18 protein-coding genes are annotated in these 19,677 nt (G+C 69.8%); 6 read left to right on the forward strand and 12 right to left on the reverse strand.

Annotation, left to right across the window (positions count from 1 at the left end):
* Positions 1 to 5: 5 nt before the first annotated feature.
* The 5 genes from AB0L60_RS26875 to AB0L60_RS26895 all read right to left on the reverse strand — a co-directional run bounded on the left by AB0L60_RS26875 (position 6) and on the right by AB0L60_RS26895 (position 3,294).
* Positions 6 to 581 carry a GrpB family protein gene (locus tag AB0L60_RS26875; RefSeq protein ID WP_364619193.1) on the reverse strand — a complete coding sequence of 192 codons (576 nt, stop codon included), beginning with the start codon at positions 579 to 581 and terminating at the stop codon, positions 6 to 8.
* A gap of 29 nt (positions 582 to 610) precedes the next feature.
* Complete coding sequence (locus tag AB0L60_RS26880; protein WP_364618934.1) at positions 611 to 1,603, reverse strand: hypothetical protein; 993 nt, start codon at positions 1,601 to 1,603, stop codon at positions 611 to 613.
* A 68-nt stretch (positions 1,604 to 1,671) separates the two neighbouring features.
* Positions 1,672 to 1,845, reverse strand: coding sequence for a hypothetical protein (locus tag AB0L60_RS26885; protein ID WP_364618937.1), 174 nt, complete (start codon positions 1,843 to 1,845; stop codon positions 1,672 to 1,674).
* 16 nt (positions 1,846 to 1,861) lie between these two features.
* Entirely contained in the window at positions 1,862 to 2,275 is a 414-nt protein-coding gene (locus AB0L60_RS26890; RefSeq protein WP_364618940.1) for a DUF1707 domain-containing protein, read from the reverse strand.
* A gap of 92 nt (positions 2,276 to 2,367) precedes the next feature.
* Positions 2,368 to 3,294 (reverse strand): LysR family transcriptional regulator, encoded by a 927-nt coding sequence (locus tag AB0L60_RS26895; RefSeq protein WP_364618943.1) that lies wholly within the window; start codon positions 3,292 to 3,294, stop codon positions 2,368 to 2,370.
* Between the two features lie 160 nt (positions 3,295 to 3,454).
* On the opposite strand from AB0L60_RS26895, the gene AB0L60_RS26900 reads away from it, so the two are divergent.
* Positions 3,455 to 4,948, forward strand: coding sequence for a UbiD family decarboxylase (locus tag AB0L60_RS26900; protein ID WP_364618945.1), 1,494 nt, complete (start codon positions 3,455 to 3,457; stop codon positions 4,946 to 4,948).
* Positions 4,949 to 5,020: 72 nt separating this feature from the next.
* On the opposite strand, the gene AB0L60_RS26905 is transcribed toward AB0L60_RS26900, so the two are convergent.
* Positions 5,021 to 5,254, reverse strand: coding sequence for a glutaminase (locus AB0L60_RS26905; RefSeq protein ID WP_364618948.1), 234 nt, complete (start codon positions 5,252 to 5,254; stop codon positions 5,021 to 5,023).
* Positions 5,255 to 5,441: 187 nt separating this feature from the next.
* Between AB0L60_RS26905 and dxs the strand changes: the two genes are divergently transcribed.
* Both dxs and AB0L60_RS26915 read left to right on the forward strand, forming a co-directional pair.
* A complete protein-coding gene (gene dxs, locus AB0L60_RS26910; protein WP_364618951.1) occupies positions 5,442 to 7,388 on the forward strand; it encodes a 1-deoxy-D-xylulose-5-phosphate synthase in 1,947 nt (648 codons plus the stop codon).
* Between the two features lie 127 nt (positions 7,389 to 7,515).
* A complete protein-coding gene (locus AB0L60_RS26915) occupies positions 7,516 to 8,319 on the forward strand; it encodes an enoyl-CoA hydratase (protein WP_364618954.1) in 804 nt (267 codons plus the stop codon).
* 320 nt (positions 8,320 to 8,639) lie between these two features.
* On the opposite strand, the gene AB0L60_RS26920 is transcribed toward AB0L60_RS26915, so the two are convergent.
* Together AB0L60_RS26920 and AB0L60_RS26925 are read right to left on the reverse strand one after the other, a co-directional pair.
* Positions 8,640 to 9,884, reverse strand: a complete 1,245-nt coding sequence (locus tag AB0L60_RS26920; protein ID WP_364618956.1) for a ribonuclease D — start codon at positions 9,882 to 9,884, stop codon at positions 8,640 to 8,642.
* A 202-nt stretch (positions 9,885 to 10,086) separates the two neighbouring features.
* Positions 10,087 to 10,713, reverse strand: coding sequence for a DUF3000 domain-containing protein (locus AB0L60_RS26925; protein ID WP_364618959.1), 627 nt, complete (start codon positions 10,711 to 10,713; stop codon positions 10,087 to 10,089).
* Between the two features lie 74 nt (positions 10,714 to 10,787).
* Here AB0L60_RS26925 and hemE point away from each other — a divergent pair, with 74 nt between their 5' ends.
* Both hemE and AB0L60_RS26935 read left to right on the forward strand, forming a co-directional pair.
* On the forward strand, positions 10,788 to 11,855 hold the full coding sequence (gene hemE, locus AB0L60_RS26930; protein WP_364618962.1) for a uroporphyrinogen decarboxylase: 1,068 nt from the start codon (positions 10,788 to 10,790) through the stop codon (positions 11,853 to 11,855).
* Positions 11,856 to 12,292: 437 nt separating this feature from the next.
* On the forward strand, positions 12,293 to 13,639 hold the full coding sequence (locus AB0L60_RS26935; protein ID WP_364618965.1) for a protoporphyrinogen oxidase: 1,347 nt from the start codon (positions 12,293 to 12,295) through the stop codon (positions 13,637 to 13,639).
* A gap of 296 nt (positions 13,640 to 13,935) precedes the next feature.
* Here AB0L60_RS26935 and AB0L60_RS26940 read toward each other — a convergent pair whose 3' ends face one another.
* Entirely contained in the window at positions 13,936 to 14,886 is a 951-nt protein-coding gene (locus tag AB0L60_RS26940; protein ID WP_364618968.1) for a serine/threonine dehydratase, read from the reverse strand.
* A 403-nt stretch (positions 14,887 to 15,289) separates the two neighbouring features.
* On the opposite strand from AB0L60_RS26940, the gene hemQ reads away from it, so the two are divergent.
* A complete protein-coding gene (gene hemQ / locus AB0L60_RS26945; protein WP_364618971.1) occupies positions 15,290 to 15,985 on the forward strand; it encodes a hydrogen peroxide-dependent heme synthase in 696 nt (231 codons plus the stop codon).
* Between the two features lie 135 nt (positions 15,986 to 16,120).
* Here hemQ and msrB read toward each other — a convergent pair whose 3' ends face one another.
* From msrB to AB0L60_RS26960, 3 genes are all read right to left on the reverse strand, one after another.
* Positions 16,121 to 16,579 carry a peptide-methionine (R)-S-oxide reductase MsrB gene (gene msrB, locus AB0L60_RS26950; RefSeq protein ID WP_364618974.1) on the reverse strand — a complete coding sequence of 153 codons (459 nt, stop codon included), beginning with the start codon at positions 16,577 to 16,579 and terminating at the stop codon, positions 16,121 to 16,123.
* 9 nt (positions 16,580 to 16,588) lie between these two features.
* Positions 16,589 to 17,875, reverse strand: a complete 1,287-nt coding sequence (locus AB0L60_RS26955) for a glycosyltransferase family 87 protein (protein ID WP_364618977.1) — start codon at positions 17,873 to 17,875, stop codon at positions 16,589 to 16,591.
* Positions 17,876 to 18,087: 212 nt separating this feature from the next.
* Complete coding sequence (locus AB0L60_RS26960) at positions 18,088 to 19,650, reverse strand: alpha/beta fold hydrolase (RefSeq protein ID WP_364618980.1); 1,563 nt, start codon at positions 19,648 to 19,650, stop codon at positions 18,088 to 18,090.
* Positions 19,651 to 19,677 lie beyond the last annotated feature (27 nt).

Genomic DNA, 19,677 nt, shown 5'->3' on the forward strand with positions numbered 1-19,677 from the left:
CCGCGCTAGCGGGCGGGAAGGGCGCGGGCGATGATCTCCTCGATGACCGCGCTCTTGGCGTTGGAGTAGTGCTGGACGTACTTCCACTGTCGTTGCGCCAGTTCGCGTTTGGTCCGCTCGTAGTGGGCGCGGTCGCCGTCGTGGGTGCGGAGCCGATCGCGGAAGGCGAGGACTCGCTCGATCTCGGTGTCGCCCAGGCCGGGGGAGAACACGTGGACGTTGACGTCGTGCGGCGCACCGTTTTCCACGCGGCGGACCAGGCAGCGGTGTTCGTACCAGTCGGGTTCGCGTACGCGCAGGGTGTATCCGGCGGCCTCCAGGGCGGACACATAGGCCGGTTCGTCGGCGGCGTCCGCGACCACGAGCAGGATGTCGATGACCGGCTTGGCGGCGAGGCCGGGCACCGAGGTGGACCCGGTGTGCTCGAGTCGTAAGACCTTCGCCCCCAAGGCCTCTCGGATCGCCCGGGCGTCCTCGGCGTACCAGGACGGCCAGTCGGGGTTGGGTTCCTCGAGGATCACCGGCACCGCGTAGGGCGTCAGTTCGCCGACGAACGCGGCGGAGATCTCGTCGTCGTCCATGGTGGCCACGACCCGAGCCTAATCGCGGGTCAGGAGATGCGGAGACTGGCGATCACCTGCGCGGCCCGGTCGGCGGCCAGTTCGCCCTGGGTACCGCGGTCGGCCAGGATGACCAGCACCAGCAGCGCCTTGTTCGGGCCGGAGAACGCGAAGGTGTAGATCGAGTAGCTGGTCGTGGTGCAGCCCGGCGCGCCCGGCTGCCAGCTGCCGGAGGTCTCGACCTGCTGGCCGGTGATGCCGCTGGTGGTGGTGACCGCGGCCGGCGCGCCCTGGTTGCCGCCGGTCGCGTCCGAATAGCCGCTCTCCGCCGAGATTCTCGCCACCTTGACGGCCGCGGCGGCGGGATCGCTGCCGTCGACGTGGGCGACGAAGGCGAGGGTCCGATACGCCGAGCCCTCGCAGTAGTCGTTGCCCTCGGTGGACTTGGCGTGCCCGATGACCGAGCCGTCGGTCCCGGTCTGCACGGTGATGTCGGTGGGCTCGGCGATCGTCCACCCGGCGGGCACGTCGTAGCTGATACCCAGTGCCGGGGCGACCACCGTGGTGCTGCCGGGCTTGGGTGCGCCGGACCGGGACGGCCCGGTGGCGGACGGCCCGCCCGAGGGCGCGGCGGTCGTGCCGGGCGCGGCGGTGGTGCCGCTGCCGGCGGAGTCCCGGGTCAGCGCGTACGCCGCGATCCCGCCACCGGCCAGCACGATGACCGCGGCCAGCGCGGCGAGGATCAGCAGGGTGCGACGGGGCCCGCCGCCGGGTGCGGATGGCGGTGCGTAGCGCGGAATCGGTTGCGGCCCCTCATAATTCGGGACGGAATGCTGCCCGGTGACGTACTGGGGCTGTTGGCCGGTGATGTACTGCGGGGGCGCGGGCTGGTACCCCGGCGGCAGTTGCGCGGCGAAGCCGAGATACTCGGCCGGCTGTGGTGCCTCGCCTGGATGACCCCAGTCCTGTTGTCCCGCATCGGGATAGCCCCAGCCCTGTGGCCCGCCGTGGGGGTTCGCCCAGTGATCATTGTTGTCGGTCACGTGTTTTCACCCTCCGGCCGCACCGAGCCGCCTCGGCTTGGTCGAAGCCCGACCCTATCGGGTGTGTCCTAGCCCTGCGACGCGGGCGCGTCCGGGCCGGGATCCGGCCGGGCCGGGGACACCCGGATCACCCCGGCATCCAGATCGAGGCTGACCCGGGGCCGGTGGCCCTCGCCGCTGCCGTCCTCGCTGCCCTCGTCCTGCAGTTTCTTGCCGGGGAACAGTTCGCCTATGACGCCCACGAATTCACCCTAGCCCTCACATGCGGTGGTAGCGCGGACCGCGATACCCGTACCGCCCGCGTGCGAAGACGAAGAACAGCACCGGGAACAGGAAGAACGGGAAGAAGTGGGTGGTCACCGCGAACGCGATCATGAACATCAGCAGCACGGCCGCACCGATCGGGGCCAGCGGCAGCGGGCGGCGCGGGGCGAGCGGCGGGGCCGGGATCTGCCGCGCGGGCGGTTGCGGCCGGGGTAGGTCGCCGAACAGCACCGCCAGCTCGCCCGCGGTCTTGGCCGCGTATGCCCGGCCCACCCGCTCGTCGTATTCCGCGACGTCGAGCCGACCGGCGGCGAAATGCTCGCCCAGTGCGGCGGCGGCCTGCTCGCGTTCCGCGGTGCCGACGCGGACGGTGGACGGTCCGTAGACCGCGGGATCGAAATCGGTCATGACAATCCACCTCGGGGAGGGAAGCAATCTCGTTGTCCGCCAGCGTAGGCGCGTTCGCGGCGGCGCGCCTGCACGCGTTTGCGTAATCCCGGCTACGCCTGCTGACGTAGGCCCGCCGCGGGCTGTCCGGCGGCCAGCCCGGCGAATTCACCGACCTTGGGGTGGTCGGTGTCGGTGCGCCACACCAGCCGGACCCGTGCGTCGGGCAGGCCGGTGAGCGGGACGAATGCCACCTCCGGATGGGCGAAGTAGGTGGGCATGGCGGTGGTGGTGGCGAAGACGGCGTTGTTGTGGGCGACCGCGGTGAGCATCTCGGGTTCGGTGCGCGCGGGAGCGACCCGCGGAATGGGCCGCCCGCGCGGGGTGGTGGCCGGCGGCCAGAAGGCGCGCGCGAATTCGGGCGCGACATCCGGATGCGGTCCGATCACCCGCAATTCGGCCAGATCCTCGACGTCGATGCTGTCTCGGGTGGCCCACGGATGGCTGCGGGCGATGGCCAGCAGCCGCGGGAACACGCCCACCTCCGGCCCGACGGTCAGGCCGAGCTGCTCGACCGGGGCCAGGCAGATCTGGATGTCCACCTCGCCGCGCCGCAGCGGCCCGAAGATGTCGGTCCACGCCAGCTGGGTCAGCGTGATCTGGCATTCCGGATGGCGGGCCCGGAAGCCGGTCAGTGCGGTGTCCATGGTGGACGCGTAGGGCCCGAGGAATCCGATGCGCAGACCCCGTGCCGCGGTGCGGGTTTCGGCGAAGGCCCGCTGCAGTTCCTGGAAGGCCGGGCGGGCTTGGGCCAGCAGATGCTCGCCCAGGGGATTGAGGGTGACCCGGCGGCTGGTGCGCTCGACCAGGCGGCGGCCGACGCGGCGCTCCAGGCTGCGGATCAGCTGGCTGACCCGGGGCTGGGACAGTCCGAGGCGGTCGGCGGTCCGGCCGAAGTGCAGTTCTTCGGCGAGGACCACGAACGCTTCCAGTTCGGCCGGGTCGACGCGGGGTTCTCGAGGCGAGTCTTCGATCAGCATTTCTTATCGATCTTCGCGGATTTCGGCGTTGATGGCTATCCGACACGTGACGGATGCTGAACCGGCGAGTGATCGCGCCGACTTGCCGCGGTCACCGAGATGGGCGGCATCGTCATGCGCACCCGACACCGGTGAACACCCGACGCTAAGGAAAACCCCTGTGCCGCATTTGAAGAGCCTGCGCGAGTTCATCGAGGCACTCGACGCCATCGGTGAGGTCCAGCACATCGACACCGAGGTCGACTGGAATCTGGAGATCGGCGCGATCATTCGCCGCTCCTACGATCTGCGGGCCCCCGCGCCGTTGTTCGGCAACATCACCGGATATCAGGACAGTGGTTTCCGGGTGCTCGGGGCCCCCGGCGCGCTGTCGGGTCCGCGGCACCGGCTGGCACGCATCGCGCTGGCGCTGGGCCTGCCCGCCGACGCCACCGGTCAGCAGATCGTGGAGGTGCTCGCCGACGCGCGTGCCAAGCCGGGCATCCCGCCGGTGGTGGTGGACCGCGCGGCCGCGCCCTGCAAAGAGAACGTCATGCTCGGCGACGACATCGACCTGTTCGTCTTCCCGACTCCGAAGCTGCACGGCAACGACGGCGGCCGCTACATCCAGACCTACGGGATGAACATCGTCAAGACCCCCGACGGCTCGTGGACCAACTGGTCGATCAACCGCATGATGATCCACGACCGGAACACCCTGGCCTGCCTCATCCCGGGACCCCAGCACCTGGGCATCATCCGCTCGAAGTGGACCGAGATCGGCGAGCCCATGCCGATCGCGCTGGCCATCGGCGTCGAGCCGGGCCTGCCGTGGGTGGGCGGCATGCCGATTCCCGAGGGCGAGGACGAAACCCACTACCTGGGCGCGCTGTTCGGCGAGGGCCTGGAACTGGTCCCGGCCGAGACCGTCGACCTGCTGGTGCCCGCCACCGCCGAGATCGTGATCGAGGGTCACATCGCCCTCGACGAGACGGTCATGGAGGGCCCGTTCAACGAGTTCCCCGGCTACAACGCCACCGAGGCCAGCCCCAAGGCGGTCTTCCACGTCTCGGCGATCACCCACCGCGACGGCGCGATCCAGCCGACCGTGGCGGCGGGCCCGCCGGTGGAGGAGGACCACACCATCATCGGCACCACCAGCGCCGCCGAGATCCTCCACCTGCTGCGGCAGGCCGGGCTGCCGATCTCCTCGGCCTGGTACAACTTCGAGGCCGCGGTGCACTGGCTGACCCTGGCGGTGCGGCAGGACTGGCACGAGACCACCGGCCTGGGCTCGCACGAGCTGGTGGACCAGATCGCCAAGATCATCTTCACCGGCAAGCCGTCGGTCAACGCGCCCAAGATCCTGGTGGTCGAGGACGATGTCGACATCACGAATATCGACGAAGTGGTCTGGGCCTTCGCCACCCGCTCCCACCCGGATGTCGAGCGCGGTGAATTCCATTACCCGGCAGCGGTTTCCGATCAGCTCGCGGTCTACCTGTCGCCGGAGGAAGCGCATTCCTTCATGGCGGGCAAGGTGATCTACAACTGCCTGCTGGCCGATCACTTCCCGCAGGGCCGCCGCCCGATCAAGGGCAGCTTCGAGAACGGCTGGCCCGCGGAGATCCAGCAGCGCGTCCTGGATCGCTGGCAGGAGTACGGCTACCGCTGATCGCGGGAACGACCACGGGCGGCGTCGTGCGACCGGACGAGGGGTGTCGGACGAGGCTCGGCCCGAGGCGGATCAGATGCCGCCGTGCGCTGACCGCGCGCACGGCGGCATCTGCCTGCGTACAGGCAGGGCCAGCGCGCCTGAGATCGACTGAATAGTGAAGGCGGCGTCCAGATCTCCGTTGCCGTAGACCGGCCTGTCCGCGGTAGCCAGGCAGATGCCGAATGAATCGGGTTGTACTGCCGCCGGTTCCGGAATGTAGTCGGCCGGCGTTCCCGACGTGTCGGCCCGGCACAGCTCGTACACTTCCTCGATGATGCGGGCGACGACGCCGCCGGACGGGCCCTCTGGGCCACCGTAACCGGCGTAATCTGTGTTGAGCCTCACATCTGCTACGGATGTTGCAGGTGGCGTTTCGTTCCTGGCATCGGGGGCCGGAATGGGCTCCGTAGACTGTTGCAAACACAGGAGACATCCGGAGGGAGCAATAGCCGTGGGAGTGCTTTCCCGGGTCGACACGCCCGAGGACCTGCGTCGGCTGTCGGTACCGGAGCTGCACGAGCTGGCCGAGGAGATTCGTGAGTTCCTGGTGCGGAAGGTCGCCGTCACCGGCGGGCACCTGGGGCCGAACCTCGGCGTCGTGGAGCTGACCATCGCGTTGCACCGGGTTTTCGACTCGCCGGCCGACCCGATCATCTTCGATACCGGGCATCAGGCCTACGTGCACAAGATCCTTACCGGCCGCAAGGACGGGTTCGATACGCTGCGCAAAGAGGGCGGGCTGTCGGGATACCCGAGCCGGGCCGAGAGCGCCCACGACTGGGTGGAGTCCTCGCACGCGTCGGCCTCGCTGTCCTATGCGGACGGCATCGCCAAGGCGTTCGCGCTGACCCGGCAGAAGCGGCATGTGGTCGCGGTCGTCGGTGACGGCGCGCTCACCGGTGGCATGTGCTGGGAGGCGCTGAACAATATCGCCGCCGGGCCGGACCGCTCGGTCATCGTGGTGGTCAACGACAATGGCCGCTCCTACGCGCCGACCATCGGCGGGCTCGCCGAGCGGCTCGCGGGGCTGCGCACCCAGCCCGCCTACGAGCACGCGCTCGACGCCACCAAGCGGATCGTCCAGAGCATTCCGCGCGTGGGGGATTCGGCGTACTCGATGCTGCACGCCATCAAGACCGGCATCAAGGACGCGGTCGCGCCGCAGGAGCTGTTCAGCGATCTCGGGCTGAAGTATGTGGGCCCGGTCGACGGGCACGATCCGGTGCAGCTGGAGGCCGCGCTGCGGCGGGCCAAGGACTTCGGTGGTCCGGTCATCGTGCACGCGGTGACGCAGAAGGGCCGTGGCTACAAGCCGGCCGAGGACCACGAGGCCGATCAGATGCATTCCATCAGCCAGATCGACCCGGAGACCGGTGAGCCGCTGGGCGGCCGGTCCGCGTCGAGCTGGACCTCGGTGTTCTCCAAGGAGCTCATCGCTCAGGCCGAGCAGCGCGACGACATCGTGGCGATCACCGCCGCCATGCCGGGGCCGACCGGTCTGACCCCGTTCGGAAATCGCTTCCCGGAGCGCATGTTCGACGTCGGCATCGCCGAACAGCACGCCATGACCTCCGCGGCCGGTATGGCCCTGGGCGGTCTGCACCCCGTGGTGGCCATCTACTCCACCTTCCTCAACCGGGCCTTCGACCAGCTGCTCATGGATGTGGCGCTGCTCAAGCTCCCGGTGACCCTGGTGCTCGATCGCGCCGGCATCACCGGCGACGACGGCGCCTCGCACAACGGCATGTGGGACCTGTCGGTGCTGGGCATCATCCCCGGCATCCGGGTCGCCGCCCCGCGTGACGCCGCCCGCCTGCGTGAGGAATTGGGAGAGGCCCTGCATATCAGCGACGGGCCCACCGCCATCCGCTTCCCCAAGGGTCCTGCGATCGAAGAGATTCCGGCGGTGGAACGCTTCGAGGGCGTGGATGTGCTGCGCCTGCCCGACGTGAAAGACACTGCCGCGTACTCGGTGCGCGCCGATGTCCTGCTGGTCGCGGTCGGCGCCTTCGCCGACCTCGCGCTCAAGGTCGCGGATCTGCTGGAGGCCGAGGGCGTCTCGGTGACCGTGGTCGACCCGCGCTGGGTCCTCCCGGTCTCCGACACCGTGGTGAAGCTGGCCGAGAACCACCGCCTGGTGGTCACTCTCGAGGACAGTGGCGTGCACGGCGGCATCGGCTCCACCGTCTCCGCCCGGCTCCGCAGTTCGGGCGTCGACGTCCCGGCCCGCGACCTCGGCGTCCCCCAGCATTTCCTGGACCACTCCTCCCGCGCCAAGATCCACCAGGATCTCGGCCTCACTCCGGGCGAGGTAGCCCAGCGGGTGCACGTGTGGCTCGGCGCCGCCGACGCCTCCGGCAGCGAGATCGAGCAGGCGCTGCTCCCGGCGGCCGAGTAGCACCGCCGAGCGGCATTCCGGTCGTGACGGGCCCGCGATCATCCGATCGCGGGCCCTTCTTTGTATACGGAGCTGGGGTTCTCGCGTAGATTCTGAAACAGGTTACAGTTTCGGGACGGGAGTTCGGATGTCGTTTGTGCTTGTCGAGAAGCCGCGGCCGGGGATCGCGTTGGTCACGTTGAACCGGCCGGACCGGATGAACGCCATGGCGTTCGACGTGATGGTGCCGCTGCGGGAGACCCTCGAGAGCGTGGCGGCCGACAACGAGGTGCGCGTGGTGGTGCTCACGGGCGCCGGGCACGGGTTCTGCTCGGGCGCGGATCTGCAGCACGCGGGCAAGGTACCGGGGGTAGAGGGGTTGACGCGCACCAGCATTGCGCGGCGCTCGATGGAGCTGCTGAACAATGTGATGCTCACCATCAAGCGGATGCACCAGCCGGTGATCAGCGCCATCAACGGCGCGGCCATCGGCGGCGGGTTCTGCCTGGCCATGGGGACCGACATCCGAATCGCCTCGGAGGACGCGTATTTCCGTGCGGCGGGCATCAACAACGGCCTGACCTCGGCCGAACTCGGCATCAGCTACACGCTGTCGCGGGCCATCGGCTCCACCCGCGCCTTCGAGATCATGCTCACCGGCCGCGATGTGGACGCCGCGGAAGCCGAGCGAATCGGCATCGTCTCCCGCGTCGTCGCCGGCGACAAACTCCTCGAGGCCGCCTACGACACCGCCGACCAGATCATCCGCTGGAGCCGGGTCGGCGGCGAGCTCACCAAGCGCCTGCTGTGGAGTGGCCTGGAGGCGGGCAGTTTCGAATCCCACATGCAGAACGAGGGCATGGCCCAGCTCTACGTCCGCCTCACCACCGACAACTTCGACGAGGCCATCCGAGCCCGCCGCGACCGCCGCCCACCCGAATTCCAGGACTGAGCGCACGGTCGCCGCGCCCCCGGCGCGTTCCAATTGCCGGATCCGAGCAGGTTCGCACTACCGAAGCGAGCAGACTGCCGCTGCCGGATCCGACGCGGGTGTCCCGCTGCGGTGGTTGCTGTGGGGTAGGTGATCCCGGTGGCGCGGCGACCAAGGGCACCTGGATCACTGTCGGCGGGGATGCCATGAACGGGATGACGCCGATGAGCGTGAGGGAGGGCTTGTGCGTTCCCGTGGTGGTCGGATCCCACGTGACGGCCACGTGGCCGGCGTGTTCAGAAACCCTTGTGCCCCAACTTTCCTGGGCGATATTTCCGGGGTCAGCTTTTCGGGTAGAGGGCTTCGCTCAGGCGCGGGACGGTCAGAGCACGCTGCCACGGGCGGGCGCCGCCCGCGGCGAGGTAGCCCTCGATGAGGGTCGGGGCTTCACCGTTGGCGACCGATTTGGGCAGCCCGTCCCAGCACATGCGGCGCAGCAGGTCCGGGGTGAGCAGGTTCTCGACCGGGACCGACACCTCGGTGGAGAGGTCGGTCATGGCCGCGCGGGCGCACTGCAGGCGGGCGGCGGCGGCCGGGTCGCGGCGCTCCCAGCGGTTGACCGGAGGCGGGCCGTCGAAGTGCTGGGTGAGCGGCGGGAGCTCGCTGTCGGGGAGGGTGCGGGCGCGTTCCACCGCGCCGAGCCATTCACGCGAGTAGCGGCGCTGGCGGGGGCCGCCGAAGATCGGCAGGGTGCGCAGCTGGGCGATGGACTTGGGCTCGTTGGTGGCGGCGGCCACGATGGCCGAGTCCGGGAGGATGCGGGCGGGGGCCACGTCGCGCAGGCGGGCCAAGCGGTCGCGGGTCGTCCAAAGTTCGCGGACGATGGCGAGCTGGCGGGTGCGGCGCAGGGTGTGGATGCCGGAGGTGCGCCGCCAGCGGTCGGCCTTGGGGCCGGCCGGCTCCGCGGTGCGGACGTGCTCGAATTCCTCTGCGGCCCACTCGGATTTGCCCTGCTCGGCCAGGTCGGCGGCGACCACGTCGCGCAGCTCGATGAGGAGCTCGACATCGAGGGCCGCGTAGTTCAGCCAGTCGTCGGGCAGCGGCCGGGTGGACCAGTCGGCCGCGCCGTGGCCCTTGCGCAGCTCGCGGCCGAGCAGCTTCTCCACCATGGCGGCCAGGCCCACGCGCTCGTAACCCGCGAGGCGGCCGCCGAGTTCGGTGTCGAAGAGCCGGGCCGGGTGCAGCCCGAGTTCGGCCAGCCCGGGCAGATCCTGATCCGCGGAGTGCAGCACCCACTCCAGATCGTTGATCGCCTCGGCCAGCGGCGTGAGCTCCCCGTCCACCGGGATCGGGTCGATGAGGAAGGTGCCCGCACCCTCGCGCCGCAGCTGGATCAGGTACGCGCGATTGGAGTAGCGGAAGCCGGAGGCGCGCTCGGCATCGACCGCGAGCGGTCCTGTTCCGGCGGCGAGGCGGTGGGCGGCCGCGGCCACCGCGGCGGCGGAGTCCAGTACCGGCGGTACACCGTCCACTGGCGCGAGCAACGGTACCGCGGCAGTGGCTTCGGGTTCATCTGGTACGGACATGGTCTTGAACTCTACGGGTTGGGCATTGGCGGGCCGCGTCACGTCGGTGAAACGACCGGCCGTGACACTGCGTCGGGCCATGGGGAATCGTACGTGGCGGTCGTCGATTTCGTTGCAGTACAGATGTTCTCGCAGGCGAGAGGGGATTTTCGGGCGACCGGCGCGGGAATTCGCGGATCGGCCGCCCCGATCTCGCGCCCAATTACTCGGTGCTCTCGTCCCGGCGCACGTCCAGCCGGGTTACCCCCGCGGGCGGCAGTCCGGCCGCGTAGGCGAGCACCTCGCAGAAGGCTTCCACGTGCGGCCGCATGACGGTGTCGGACACGGTCCAGGAGGCGCGCACTTCGAGCTGGTGCGCGCGCGGCGGCCCGGCGATGTCGCCGTAGCGCACCGAGCTGGTGGCGGTGACCGTGCCGCCGAGGGCGGTGAAGGAGGTGCGCGAGTCCAGCGCGTCGACCAGCCAGCTCCACGCCACCTCCGGCAGCAGCGGGTCGGCGGCGAGGGCGGAGTCGATGTCGGCCTGGATGTAGGCGACCAGACGGAACACCCCGTGCCAGGCTTCCTGCCCGGCCGGGTCGTGCAGCAGGATCAGCCGGCCGAACGCGTCGCCCTCGGAGTCGACGGGCACCACATTCGTATCGGGTCGCGTGACTTCCGCGCCTAGGGCGTACGAGTACGGGGCGAGGCGCTGCGGCGGGCGGATCGGTGCCAGCTCGATTCGAGGATGCACAGATGCGGTTCCCATGGCCTCGACCGCGGCGCGGAACCGGGCTGGTTCTTCGGGCTCCGGGGTGGGGGCAGCGCCGTCGCGGAAGTCGAGCGGTGTCACGAAAGGCACCGTAGACCCCTCCGGTGCCGAGTAGTGCGAGGCGCGCCGCCGGGGCCCCTTTACGATGGGCGGTGATGAGTACTCACACCCGACGCCTGCTGACCGATGCCCCGTTCCTCGCCGCCGCCACCGGTGGCGTGCCGCATCGGCGTCCGGTGTGGTTCATGAGACAGGCTGGTCGGTCCCTTCCGGAGTATCGCGAGGTGCGTGCCGGAATCGGCATGCTGGAATCATGTTTCGATCCGGAGCTGGTGTGCGAGATCACCATGCAGCCGGTTCGCCGCCACCAGGTGGACGCGGCAATCCTCTTCTCCGACATCGTGGTTCCGCTCAAGGCCGCCGGCATCGATCTCGACATCGTGGCCGGCGTCGGCCCGGTCGTCGCGAATCCGGTGCGCACCGTCGCCGATGTACGCGCGCTGCCGCGGCTGCGCGCCGAGGAGGTGGGCGCGGTCACCGCCGGTGTGAAGCTGCTGCTGGACGCGCTCGGTGACACCCCGCTCATCGGATTCGCCGGTGCCCCGTTCACTTTGGCGTCGTACCTGGTCGAGGGCGGCCCCAGCAAGAACCACGAGCGCACCAAGGCGATGATGCTCGCCGACCCCGAGACCTGGCACCAGCTGCTGGGCGTGCTCACCGACATCACCATCGAATTCCTGCGCGCCCAGATCGATGCGGGCGTGGACGCCGTGCAGCTGTTCGACTCCTGGGCGGGCGCGCTGAGCCTGGCCCAGTACCGGGAATACGTTCTGCCGCACTCGGAACGGGTCTTCACCGAGATCGCGGCCGCGGGTGTGCCGCGCATCCACTTCGGCGTCGGCACCGGAGAACTGCTGGGCGCCATGGGCGAAGCGGGCGCGGACGTGGTCGGCGTCGACTGGCGGATTCCGCTGAACGAGGCCGCGCGCCGGGTCGGCCCCGGAAAAGCGTTGCAGGGCAACCTCGATCCGGCCGTGCTCTTCGCGGGCCCGGCGGCGATCGACGCCGAGGTGCGCCGCATCGCCCGTGAAGCCGACGAGGCAATCACCTTGGGCGCCAAAGGTCACATCTTCAACCTCGGCCACGGCGTCCTCCCGAACACCGACCCCGGCGTCATCACCGAGACCGTCGCCCTGATCCACAGCCTCCCGCTCCCGCTCTGACCAGCGCTTCCCGCCAGCGGTGCGCGCGGTCGGGATCGAAGCTCCTGTGACGTGACCGGAGCGCTTCGGCTTCGCCCCATAGAAGACGCTGACCGCCGGGCCCGGCCGAGGTAGGTGGGCGAGGTCGCCGAAGCCGTCGAAGCCAGCGGTGCGCGGCGCGTGTGAGGGGGCGGGACTTCGGCCGGTGGGTTGTTCGCGGCGCGGTGTCAATCACGTTCCGATACGTGCTATTTCTGGGCGGGCGGTTCGAAAGCGCTGGTGAGCGTGGTTCGAGGCGGCCGGGCCGGTATGGAACGGGGCCGCGATGGGCGGGCACCGGAGGCGGGCGTGGCGGGCGGCCGGAGTAGGTTGGCTCGGGGCGGCTCGAGGTCGAGGTGCGGGTCGCGGGCCGCGGGTTCGTGTGGTCGCGGCGTTCGGCGAGTGGCGAGGAGTTGTCGATGCGGGTCGCGGTTGTCGGTGGCGGCATCAGTGGGCTGGTGGCCGCGTATCGGCTGCGGAAGGCACTCGGGGAGTCGGCGGAACTGATCCTCGTGGAGCGGCGGGATCGGGTCGGGGGGATCCTGCGGACCGTGGAGGTCGAGGGAGATCCGGTCGATCTGGGGGCCGAGGCGTTCGTGGGCCGGCGACCCGAGATTCCGGAACTGATGGGGGAGTTGGGGATTGCGGAGCAGCTCGTTCATCCGGCGGGCAAGCGGCCGCTGGTGTGGTCGGAAGGGGTGGGGCATCGGCTGCCCGAGCGGACGCTGATGGGCATCCCCGCCGCACCGGAATCGGTTGCGGGGCTGGTGGATGCGCAGACCCTGGCCGCCGTTGCGGCGGAGCCGTCCCGGCCGCTGCGGTGGGAGCGGGGCGGGGACGTGTCGGTGGGGGAGCTGGTGCGGGAACGCTTCGGGGAGCAGGTGGTCCGGCGCAGCGTGGACCCGCTGCTCGGGGGAGTGTATGCGGGACTTGCGGATTCGATCGGCGTGCGGGCCGCGCTGCCGACGCTGGCCGCCGCCCTGGATCGCGGCGCGGCCAGCCTGACCCGGGCCGTGTCCAAGGCCTTGCCCCCGCCCAGCACCACGCCGGTGTTCGGCGGTATCCGTGACGGCTATCGCGCCCTGCTGGATGCGCTGCGCGCCGCCGCCGATGTGAAGGCCGAAACCGGCACGGCGGCCACCACTCTCGCTCGCACCGCACAGGGCTGGCGGCTCGACCCGGTCGGCGACGTCGACGCTGTGATCCTCGCCACCCCCGCCCCGGTGACCGCGGAACTCCTGCGCGCGGTGGCCCCGGAGGCCGCCGAGCTGGCCGCCGGAATCGACCTGGCCTCCTCGGCGGTGGTGGCCCTCGCCCTGCCGCCCGAGACCGCGCTGCCCGACAACTCCGGCATCCTCGTCGCCACCGGTGAACCGTTGCGCGCCAAGGCCTTCACCCTCTCCAGCCGCAAGTGGCCGCACCTGGCCGCCCGTGACGTGGCCCTGGTCCGCGCCTCCTTCGGCCGCTTCGGCGACCCTGCCCCGCTGTCCTGGTCCGACGACGACCTCGTCACCGCCGCCGTCGAAGACCTCGCCACCGTCACCGCCGCCGACATCCGCCCCCGGCGCGCCGTGGTCCAGCGCTGGCCCGGCGGCCTCCCGCAGTACGCCCCCGGCCACACCACCCGCATCGCCGACCTGCGTTCCGCCACGGCCGACCTCCCGGGCCTGGCCCTGGCCGGCGCCTACCTCGACGGCGTCGGAGTCCCCGCCTGCGCCGCGACCGGCACCAAAGCCGCCGCCCGCATCATCGCGCAGCTCTCCTGACCCACCTACCGGGACCTCGCCCGTCGAGGCCCTCTCGGTCGCCGTGATCGAGGCCGGCATGTGTTCGACCCAAACAAGTGTTGGCACTGCCTACATCCCTCCCCTATGTTAGCGCTGCGCACATTATGTAAGCGCGCGGCCGGAACCCCCGTCCCGCAACCGGTCCCGTTCGGGCCCTGCTGTCCGACCAGATCGTGCAGGGGCGCGCCCTCCGCCGCTACCGTTCCTGGCTCCAGTCCCGTCCGGCCCATCCCGGCCCGGTCGGCACCGGGCGCTGACCCTCCGTCACCGCGACATCAGCGGGGTACCAGGTCGATCGGATCGGTGTTCGCGCCGCAGACGATGACCGCCACCCGTTCACCGGGGGCGGGGACGTAGGCGCCCGACAGCAGGGCGGCCAGGGCAGTGGAACCGCCGTGCTCGACGGCGACCCGGCGGCAGTCCCACAGGGTTTGGCGGGCGGCGATGATCTGCTTGTCACTGACCAGGGCCGAGCGGACATCGCCCGCGTTCGCGGCGGACAGGGCCATGGGCGTGACGCGACGTGCGCCGAGGGAATCGGCTGCGACGGAGTCGATTTCGACGTCCACCGGTTCCCCGGCCTCGACCGCCGCGTTGAAGGCGCGGCAGTGTTCGGGTTCCACCGCCACCACCCGCACGCCGTGATGATTGGCCGACACCGTGATTCCGGTCAGCAGCCCACCGCCGCCGACCGCGACCACCACGGTATCGAGTTCCGGTACCTGCGCGACGATTTCGTCGAGCAGTGTCCCCGCGCCCGCCGCGATATAGGGGTCGTCGTAGGCGTGTGAGCGCAGCGCCCCGCTGGCCGCGGCGAAGCGCTCGCACTCCGCGGCCGCGTCGGCGTAGGCGTCGCCGCCGCACAGCACCTGCGCCCCCAGTGCCCGCAGCCGCGCCACTTTCACCGCGGGTGCGGAGTCGGGCAGGAACACGGTGGCGGCGGAGTCGACCAGCCGGGCGGCCCACGCGCACGCCACCCCGGCGTTCCCGCCGGATGCGATGGTGATCCCCACCGTGGGCAGCAGCCCCTGTTCCCGCTGTGCCAGTACGAAATTCGCCGCCCCGCGCGCCTTGAAGCTGCCGGTGTGCTGCATGTGCTCGAGCGCGAACCAGACCTCGCCGACCACCGGGACGGTGTCGGCGTCCGCGCGGGCGAGGATCACCGGGCGGGTGTGGCCGGCGATTCGGTCGGCCGCCGCTGTCACGTCCCCATATGTCGGATGCACTGGCGCTTCTTTCGTTTCCGTCGCTGGATTCTCTTCCCGCCGTGCGGCCGCACGGCACGGCTCACGAAACACCCCCGAGCCGATGGACCCCCTTGCTCCACTGTAGTCGGCGCACTCCGCCGCGCAGCGTTTCCCCGCCTCGACCACCGGGACCGCAAACCGGGCCGGCTGCGCACCCGGTCCGGCCTGGCCGCCCTCGACCCGGACGAATACCCGGTACTGGCAACCCATTTGGATGTCATCAGCGAACTGTTCACCAGCGATGGCGTTTCCACGACGGCCCGCGCCGACTCATCGCCTCCTGGGCCGCCGGCGCGAGCTGAATCACCCAGCGCGAGCTGAATCACGCAGTCCGCCGTGCCCCATTTCGGGCGGGTTCGGGCGCAGTGGCACGATGGAGGCCATGGCGCGACTCGACTACAAGGCCCTCAACGACACCATCCGCTACCTCATGTTCTCGGTGTTCCAGGTGGAGCCCGGCGTGCTCGGCGAGGATCGCCAGGCGGCGATCAAGGAGGCGCGGGCCTTCTTCGACTCGCTCGAGGAGCGCGGCGTGGTGGTGCGCGGTATCTACGATGTCGCCGGCCTGCGCGCCGACGCCGACTTCATGATCTGGTGGCACGCGGAGAAGATCGAGGATCTGCAGGCCGCCTATGCCGACTTCCGCCGTGTCACCGAGCTGGGCCAGATCTCCAATCCGGTCTGGAGCAATGCGGCCCTGCACCGCCCGGCCGAGTTCAACAAGTCCCACATCCCCGCCTTCCTCGCGGGTGAGGCGCCGGGCAACTACATCTGCGTCTACCCGTTCGTGCGCTCCTACGATTGGTACCTGCTGCCCGACGAGGAGCGCCGCAAGATGCTGGCCGACCACGGCAAGGAGGCCCGCGACTACCCGGACGTGCGCGCCAACACCGTGGCCTCGTTCGCCCTGGGCGACTACGAGTGGATTCTCGCCTTCGAGGCGCCCGAGCTGCACCGCATCGTGGATCTGATGCGCGATCTGCGCGCCACCGAGGCCCGTCGCCATGTGCGCGAGGAGGTTCCGTTCTTCACCGGTCCGCGCGTCGAGGTCGAGCAGCTCATCGCCGCACTCCCGTAGCGACCCGCATCGGGATCGGGCCCGGCCGCATACGGCGGGCGGGCCCGATGCCATTAGCGGGAAGGTCGCCGGTGTGTTGCCCGCATAATTCGGGGCATGCGCGAAATCGCGCATGCCCCATAGTGTTTCTGCGACTCACTCAGCTGCGCTGTCCGAGGGGTGCAAACGGAGCGAGATCGAGTTGATGCAGTAGCGCTTGTCCGTGGGCGTGGGATATCCCTCGCCCTCGAACACGTGCCCCAGATGACTGTGGCAGTTCGCGCACAGCACCTCGACGCGCCGCATCCCCAGCGAGTTGTCCTCCACCAGCAGCACGGCTTCCGACTTCGCCGGATCGAAGAACGACGGCCACCCGCAGTGCGAGTGGAACTTCTCGGCGCTGCGGAACAATTCGGCCCCGCACGCTCGGCAGGAGTAGACGCCTTCGGTCTCGGTGTCGGTGTATTCGCCCGTGAACGCCCGCTCGGTGCCCGCTTCGCGCAGTACACGGTATTCGTCCGGGGTCAGCTTGGTCCGCCATTCCTGCGGGGTCAGCTGGATGCGCGGGACGGGCAGCCCCGCGGTCCCTGTGGAGCTGTCAGCATCGGAACTCATGGCTCCACGCTAATACGAGGCGGTCGCCTTCGTCCGGGGCACGATGGTGACTTCGGGTTCGTCGGCGACCCATTCGGGGTGCATCCACTTCGGATCCAGGGATTTGCCGACCTCGAGGCGGCCTTCGCGGCGGGCGGCGAGGTAACGGTCGCCCAGCACGCAGAACACCACGATCAGCAGCAGCCCCCACCCGAAGGTCGTGCGCAGGTACTCCAGATCGCGGCCGATGCTCTGCCAGCGGTCCGAGAGCCACTTGTCGTAGGACATGAATCCGAAGATCGCCACCCACGCGGGCCAGTTGCGCAGCAGCGAGTTGCGCAACACCACGGTCATCAGCATGGGGAACAGGAACATCGAGTAGTACATCTGGCCCAGCGGGCCCAGCAGCATGGCCGCGGTGATCAGGATGCCGGAGGTGTTGCAGATGTAGAACACCTCGTCCTCGCGGTAGTACCGGTACAGCAGCCACAGCGAGATCAACACCAGGACGCCGACGGTGATACGCATCGTCCAGGTCAGCCACTCGGCGACACCGTAGTACCCGGCATTGCCGACGATGGCGCTGTTGAAGTAGTCCCTGGCCTCCGACAGGTACGGCAGCGTATGGGTCCAGAACTGCTTGTAGTCCACGATCAGCGGCCAGGCCAGCAGGTTCAGCGCCACCGGGATGCCCAGGGCGGTGATGAACACCTTCCACTGTCCGCGAACCAGCGGAATCAGCAGCAGCGGCGCCAGCAATGGACCCTTCACCGCGATGGTCAACCCCAATGCCACACCGGCCCACAGGTCCCTGCGCTTCAGGAGCAGGTGGATGAACACCAGCATGGCCATGAACAAGCAGCCGTTGATATTGGTGAAGGCCAGTGTGTTCGTCACCGTCTCGGAGACGAACATGGCCAGCAGCAGCGCGGGCGCGGCGACGGAGTTCAGCGTGTAGTTGAACAGCTTCAGCAGCAGATACCAGGCCAGCAGCAGGGCCATCGCATTGACCAGGATGAAGGCCCACCGCGACTTTTCCGGATCGATGATGGCCAGCGGCGAGATGAGCAGCGTGCCGCTGGGCGGATACAGATAGGCCGGATCGGTCGAGCTGAAGTTCGCGTTGTACACGGGCCGGTGGTTGAGGAACGCGAGGGACGCGTTGTACACCGGTGTGAAGTCATTGGTGACGTGGTAGTTGACAGCGTTGATGAACACCCGGTGCAACACGGTGAGGATCGCGAGCGGCCACAGTGCGAAATTCAGTACCTCGGCGGTGGTGCGAGCAGTGCGGGGCTCGAGCTGTCGAAGGAACACTCGGGCACGGTACACCGAATCGCCGCGTCACACATGCGCCGACCCACTGCTCCGCCTCCCCGGAACTTCGGCGGGCAGCTCGGGTGCCGTCGGCAGTCTCGCATCCGTGCCGGCGGCTGGGTGCCGTACCGATTCTGGGCGTACCCGGGGAGTTACCCCGACCGTTGCGAGATCAGTTGTCGCGTTGGCATACGGAGTGCCCGTACGTATCGCTATGCCGGGCAGGCGGTGCCGTCGGCGGGTAGCGTGGCGTCCTTCAGGTAGTCGGCCAGGGACTGCTGGGCGCAGCCGGAGTGGGCGAAGGTTGGGTGCCCCCAGCCCTGCCAGACGACGGTGGCGGTGCGCGCACCCGCCGCGCCGAGCGCCCCGGTGACGGTGGGACGGCCGTCCTGGCCGGTGACGGGGTCGGCGCTGCCGCCGAGGACCAGGACCGGCAGGTTCAGCTTGTCGGGCAGGGTCATGGGGGTGGCGGCGGGCCAGGCCGAGCAGGCCATCAGGTCGATGGCCGCGACCTTGCCGAACACCGGATACTGTGTGCCCCAGGTGGTTTCGAGCTCCTTGGCCTTGTCGGGGGTGGAGGGCTCGTGATTGTCGCTGCAGCGGTTGACGAATTGACCGTCGGAGGCGATCCCCGCGGCGGCACGCAGCAGGAACGGCGTGATCGGGCCGTGATCGCCTTTGCCGAGGGCGCTGAGGGCGTCGGCGAATTCGGTGATCTGCGCGTTGCCGGTCGCCCGGGAGTCGCCGAGGAAGCCGCTGAGGGTGGTTACCAGCACCGAGGCCGACAGGTCGCCGAGTTGTCCGGCGCCGGCCCGGTTCACCAGGTCGACGACGGCGGCCCGCGGGTCGCCCCCGAGCGAGCAGTTCAGCGACGCGCATCGCTGCCCGAATGCGGTGAGCGCGGCCTCCTGTCCCTTGACCCGCTGCTCGGCGCGCCCGTTGGCGTCCGTGCCGACCCCCTGCGGCGAGTCCAGCACCAGCCGGCCCAGGTGCTGTCCGTATTTCCGCGCGTAGTTCAACGCGACGTTCGTTCCGGTTCCGGTGCCGAGCAGCGCGAGATGGTCCACCTGCAACTGCTTGCGCAGCTGCTCGAGGTCGTCGGCGGCGTGTGGTGCGTCGAAGGTGGCCTGGGCCGGGGCCAGGAAGTCCAGGCAGGCGACGGTGGCGTCGCGCCCGGCGGTGCTCATGGTGTCCACGGCATCGGTTGCGCCCCGGGTGAATTGGGTCTGATCGGCGATGGCCTTGCGTTGCGGGTCGGTCATGCAGGTCACCGGCTGGGAGCTGCCGATGCCGCGCCGGTCGACCGCGATGATCGGCCGCGCGGCCAGCAGCGCGCTGGCGGGCCCGGCCGCGAGCCCGGCCAGGGTGGCCGTCGAGGACCGGTCGGAACCGGAGGTCAGGATGAGCGGCGCGGCATCCTTGGGCGTCCGGTCGTAGCGGGCCCGCATGGCCGCATTGCGGAAGTTGCCCGCTACATTTCCGGCCACATCCACCTGTGAGGTGTATTCGGCGCATTCGAGCACCAGCCCCTGCGGCGGCGCGCCCAGCGACAGCAGGTTCAATGTCGGTGCGGTGCAGTCCTTCCAGGCCAGGTCGGCCTTGGGCACCTCGGGTGCGGGCGGGGTGGCGTCGGCGGGCGCGGTGGAGGTGGCGACTCCGGCCTGGTGCGGCTGTTCCACGGCGACGGCGGGCCGGTCGGACGGCCCGGCCCCACACGCGGTGGTCACCAATATCGACAGTGTCGACGCCAGCAGAGCGGCCCGAGTCCAGCGCATGCGCTACAGCCTGCCAGGTCCGGCAGG

Origin of the sequence: Nocardia sp. NPDC051981 (assembly GCF_040680715.1) — a bacterium.
Taxonomy (GTDB): domain Bacteria; phylum Actinomycetota; class Actinomycetes; order Mycobacteriales; family Mycobacteriaceae; genus Nocardia.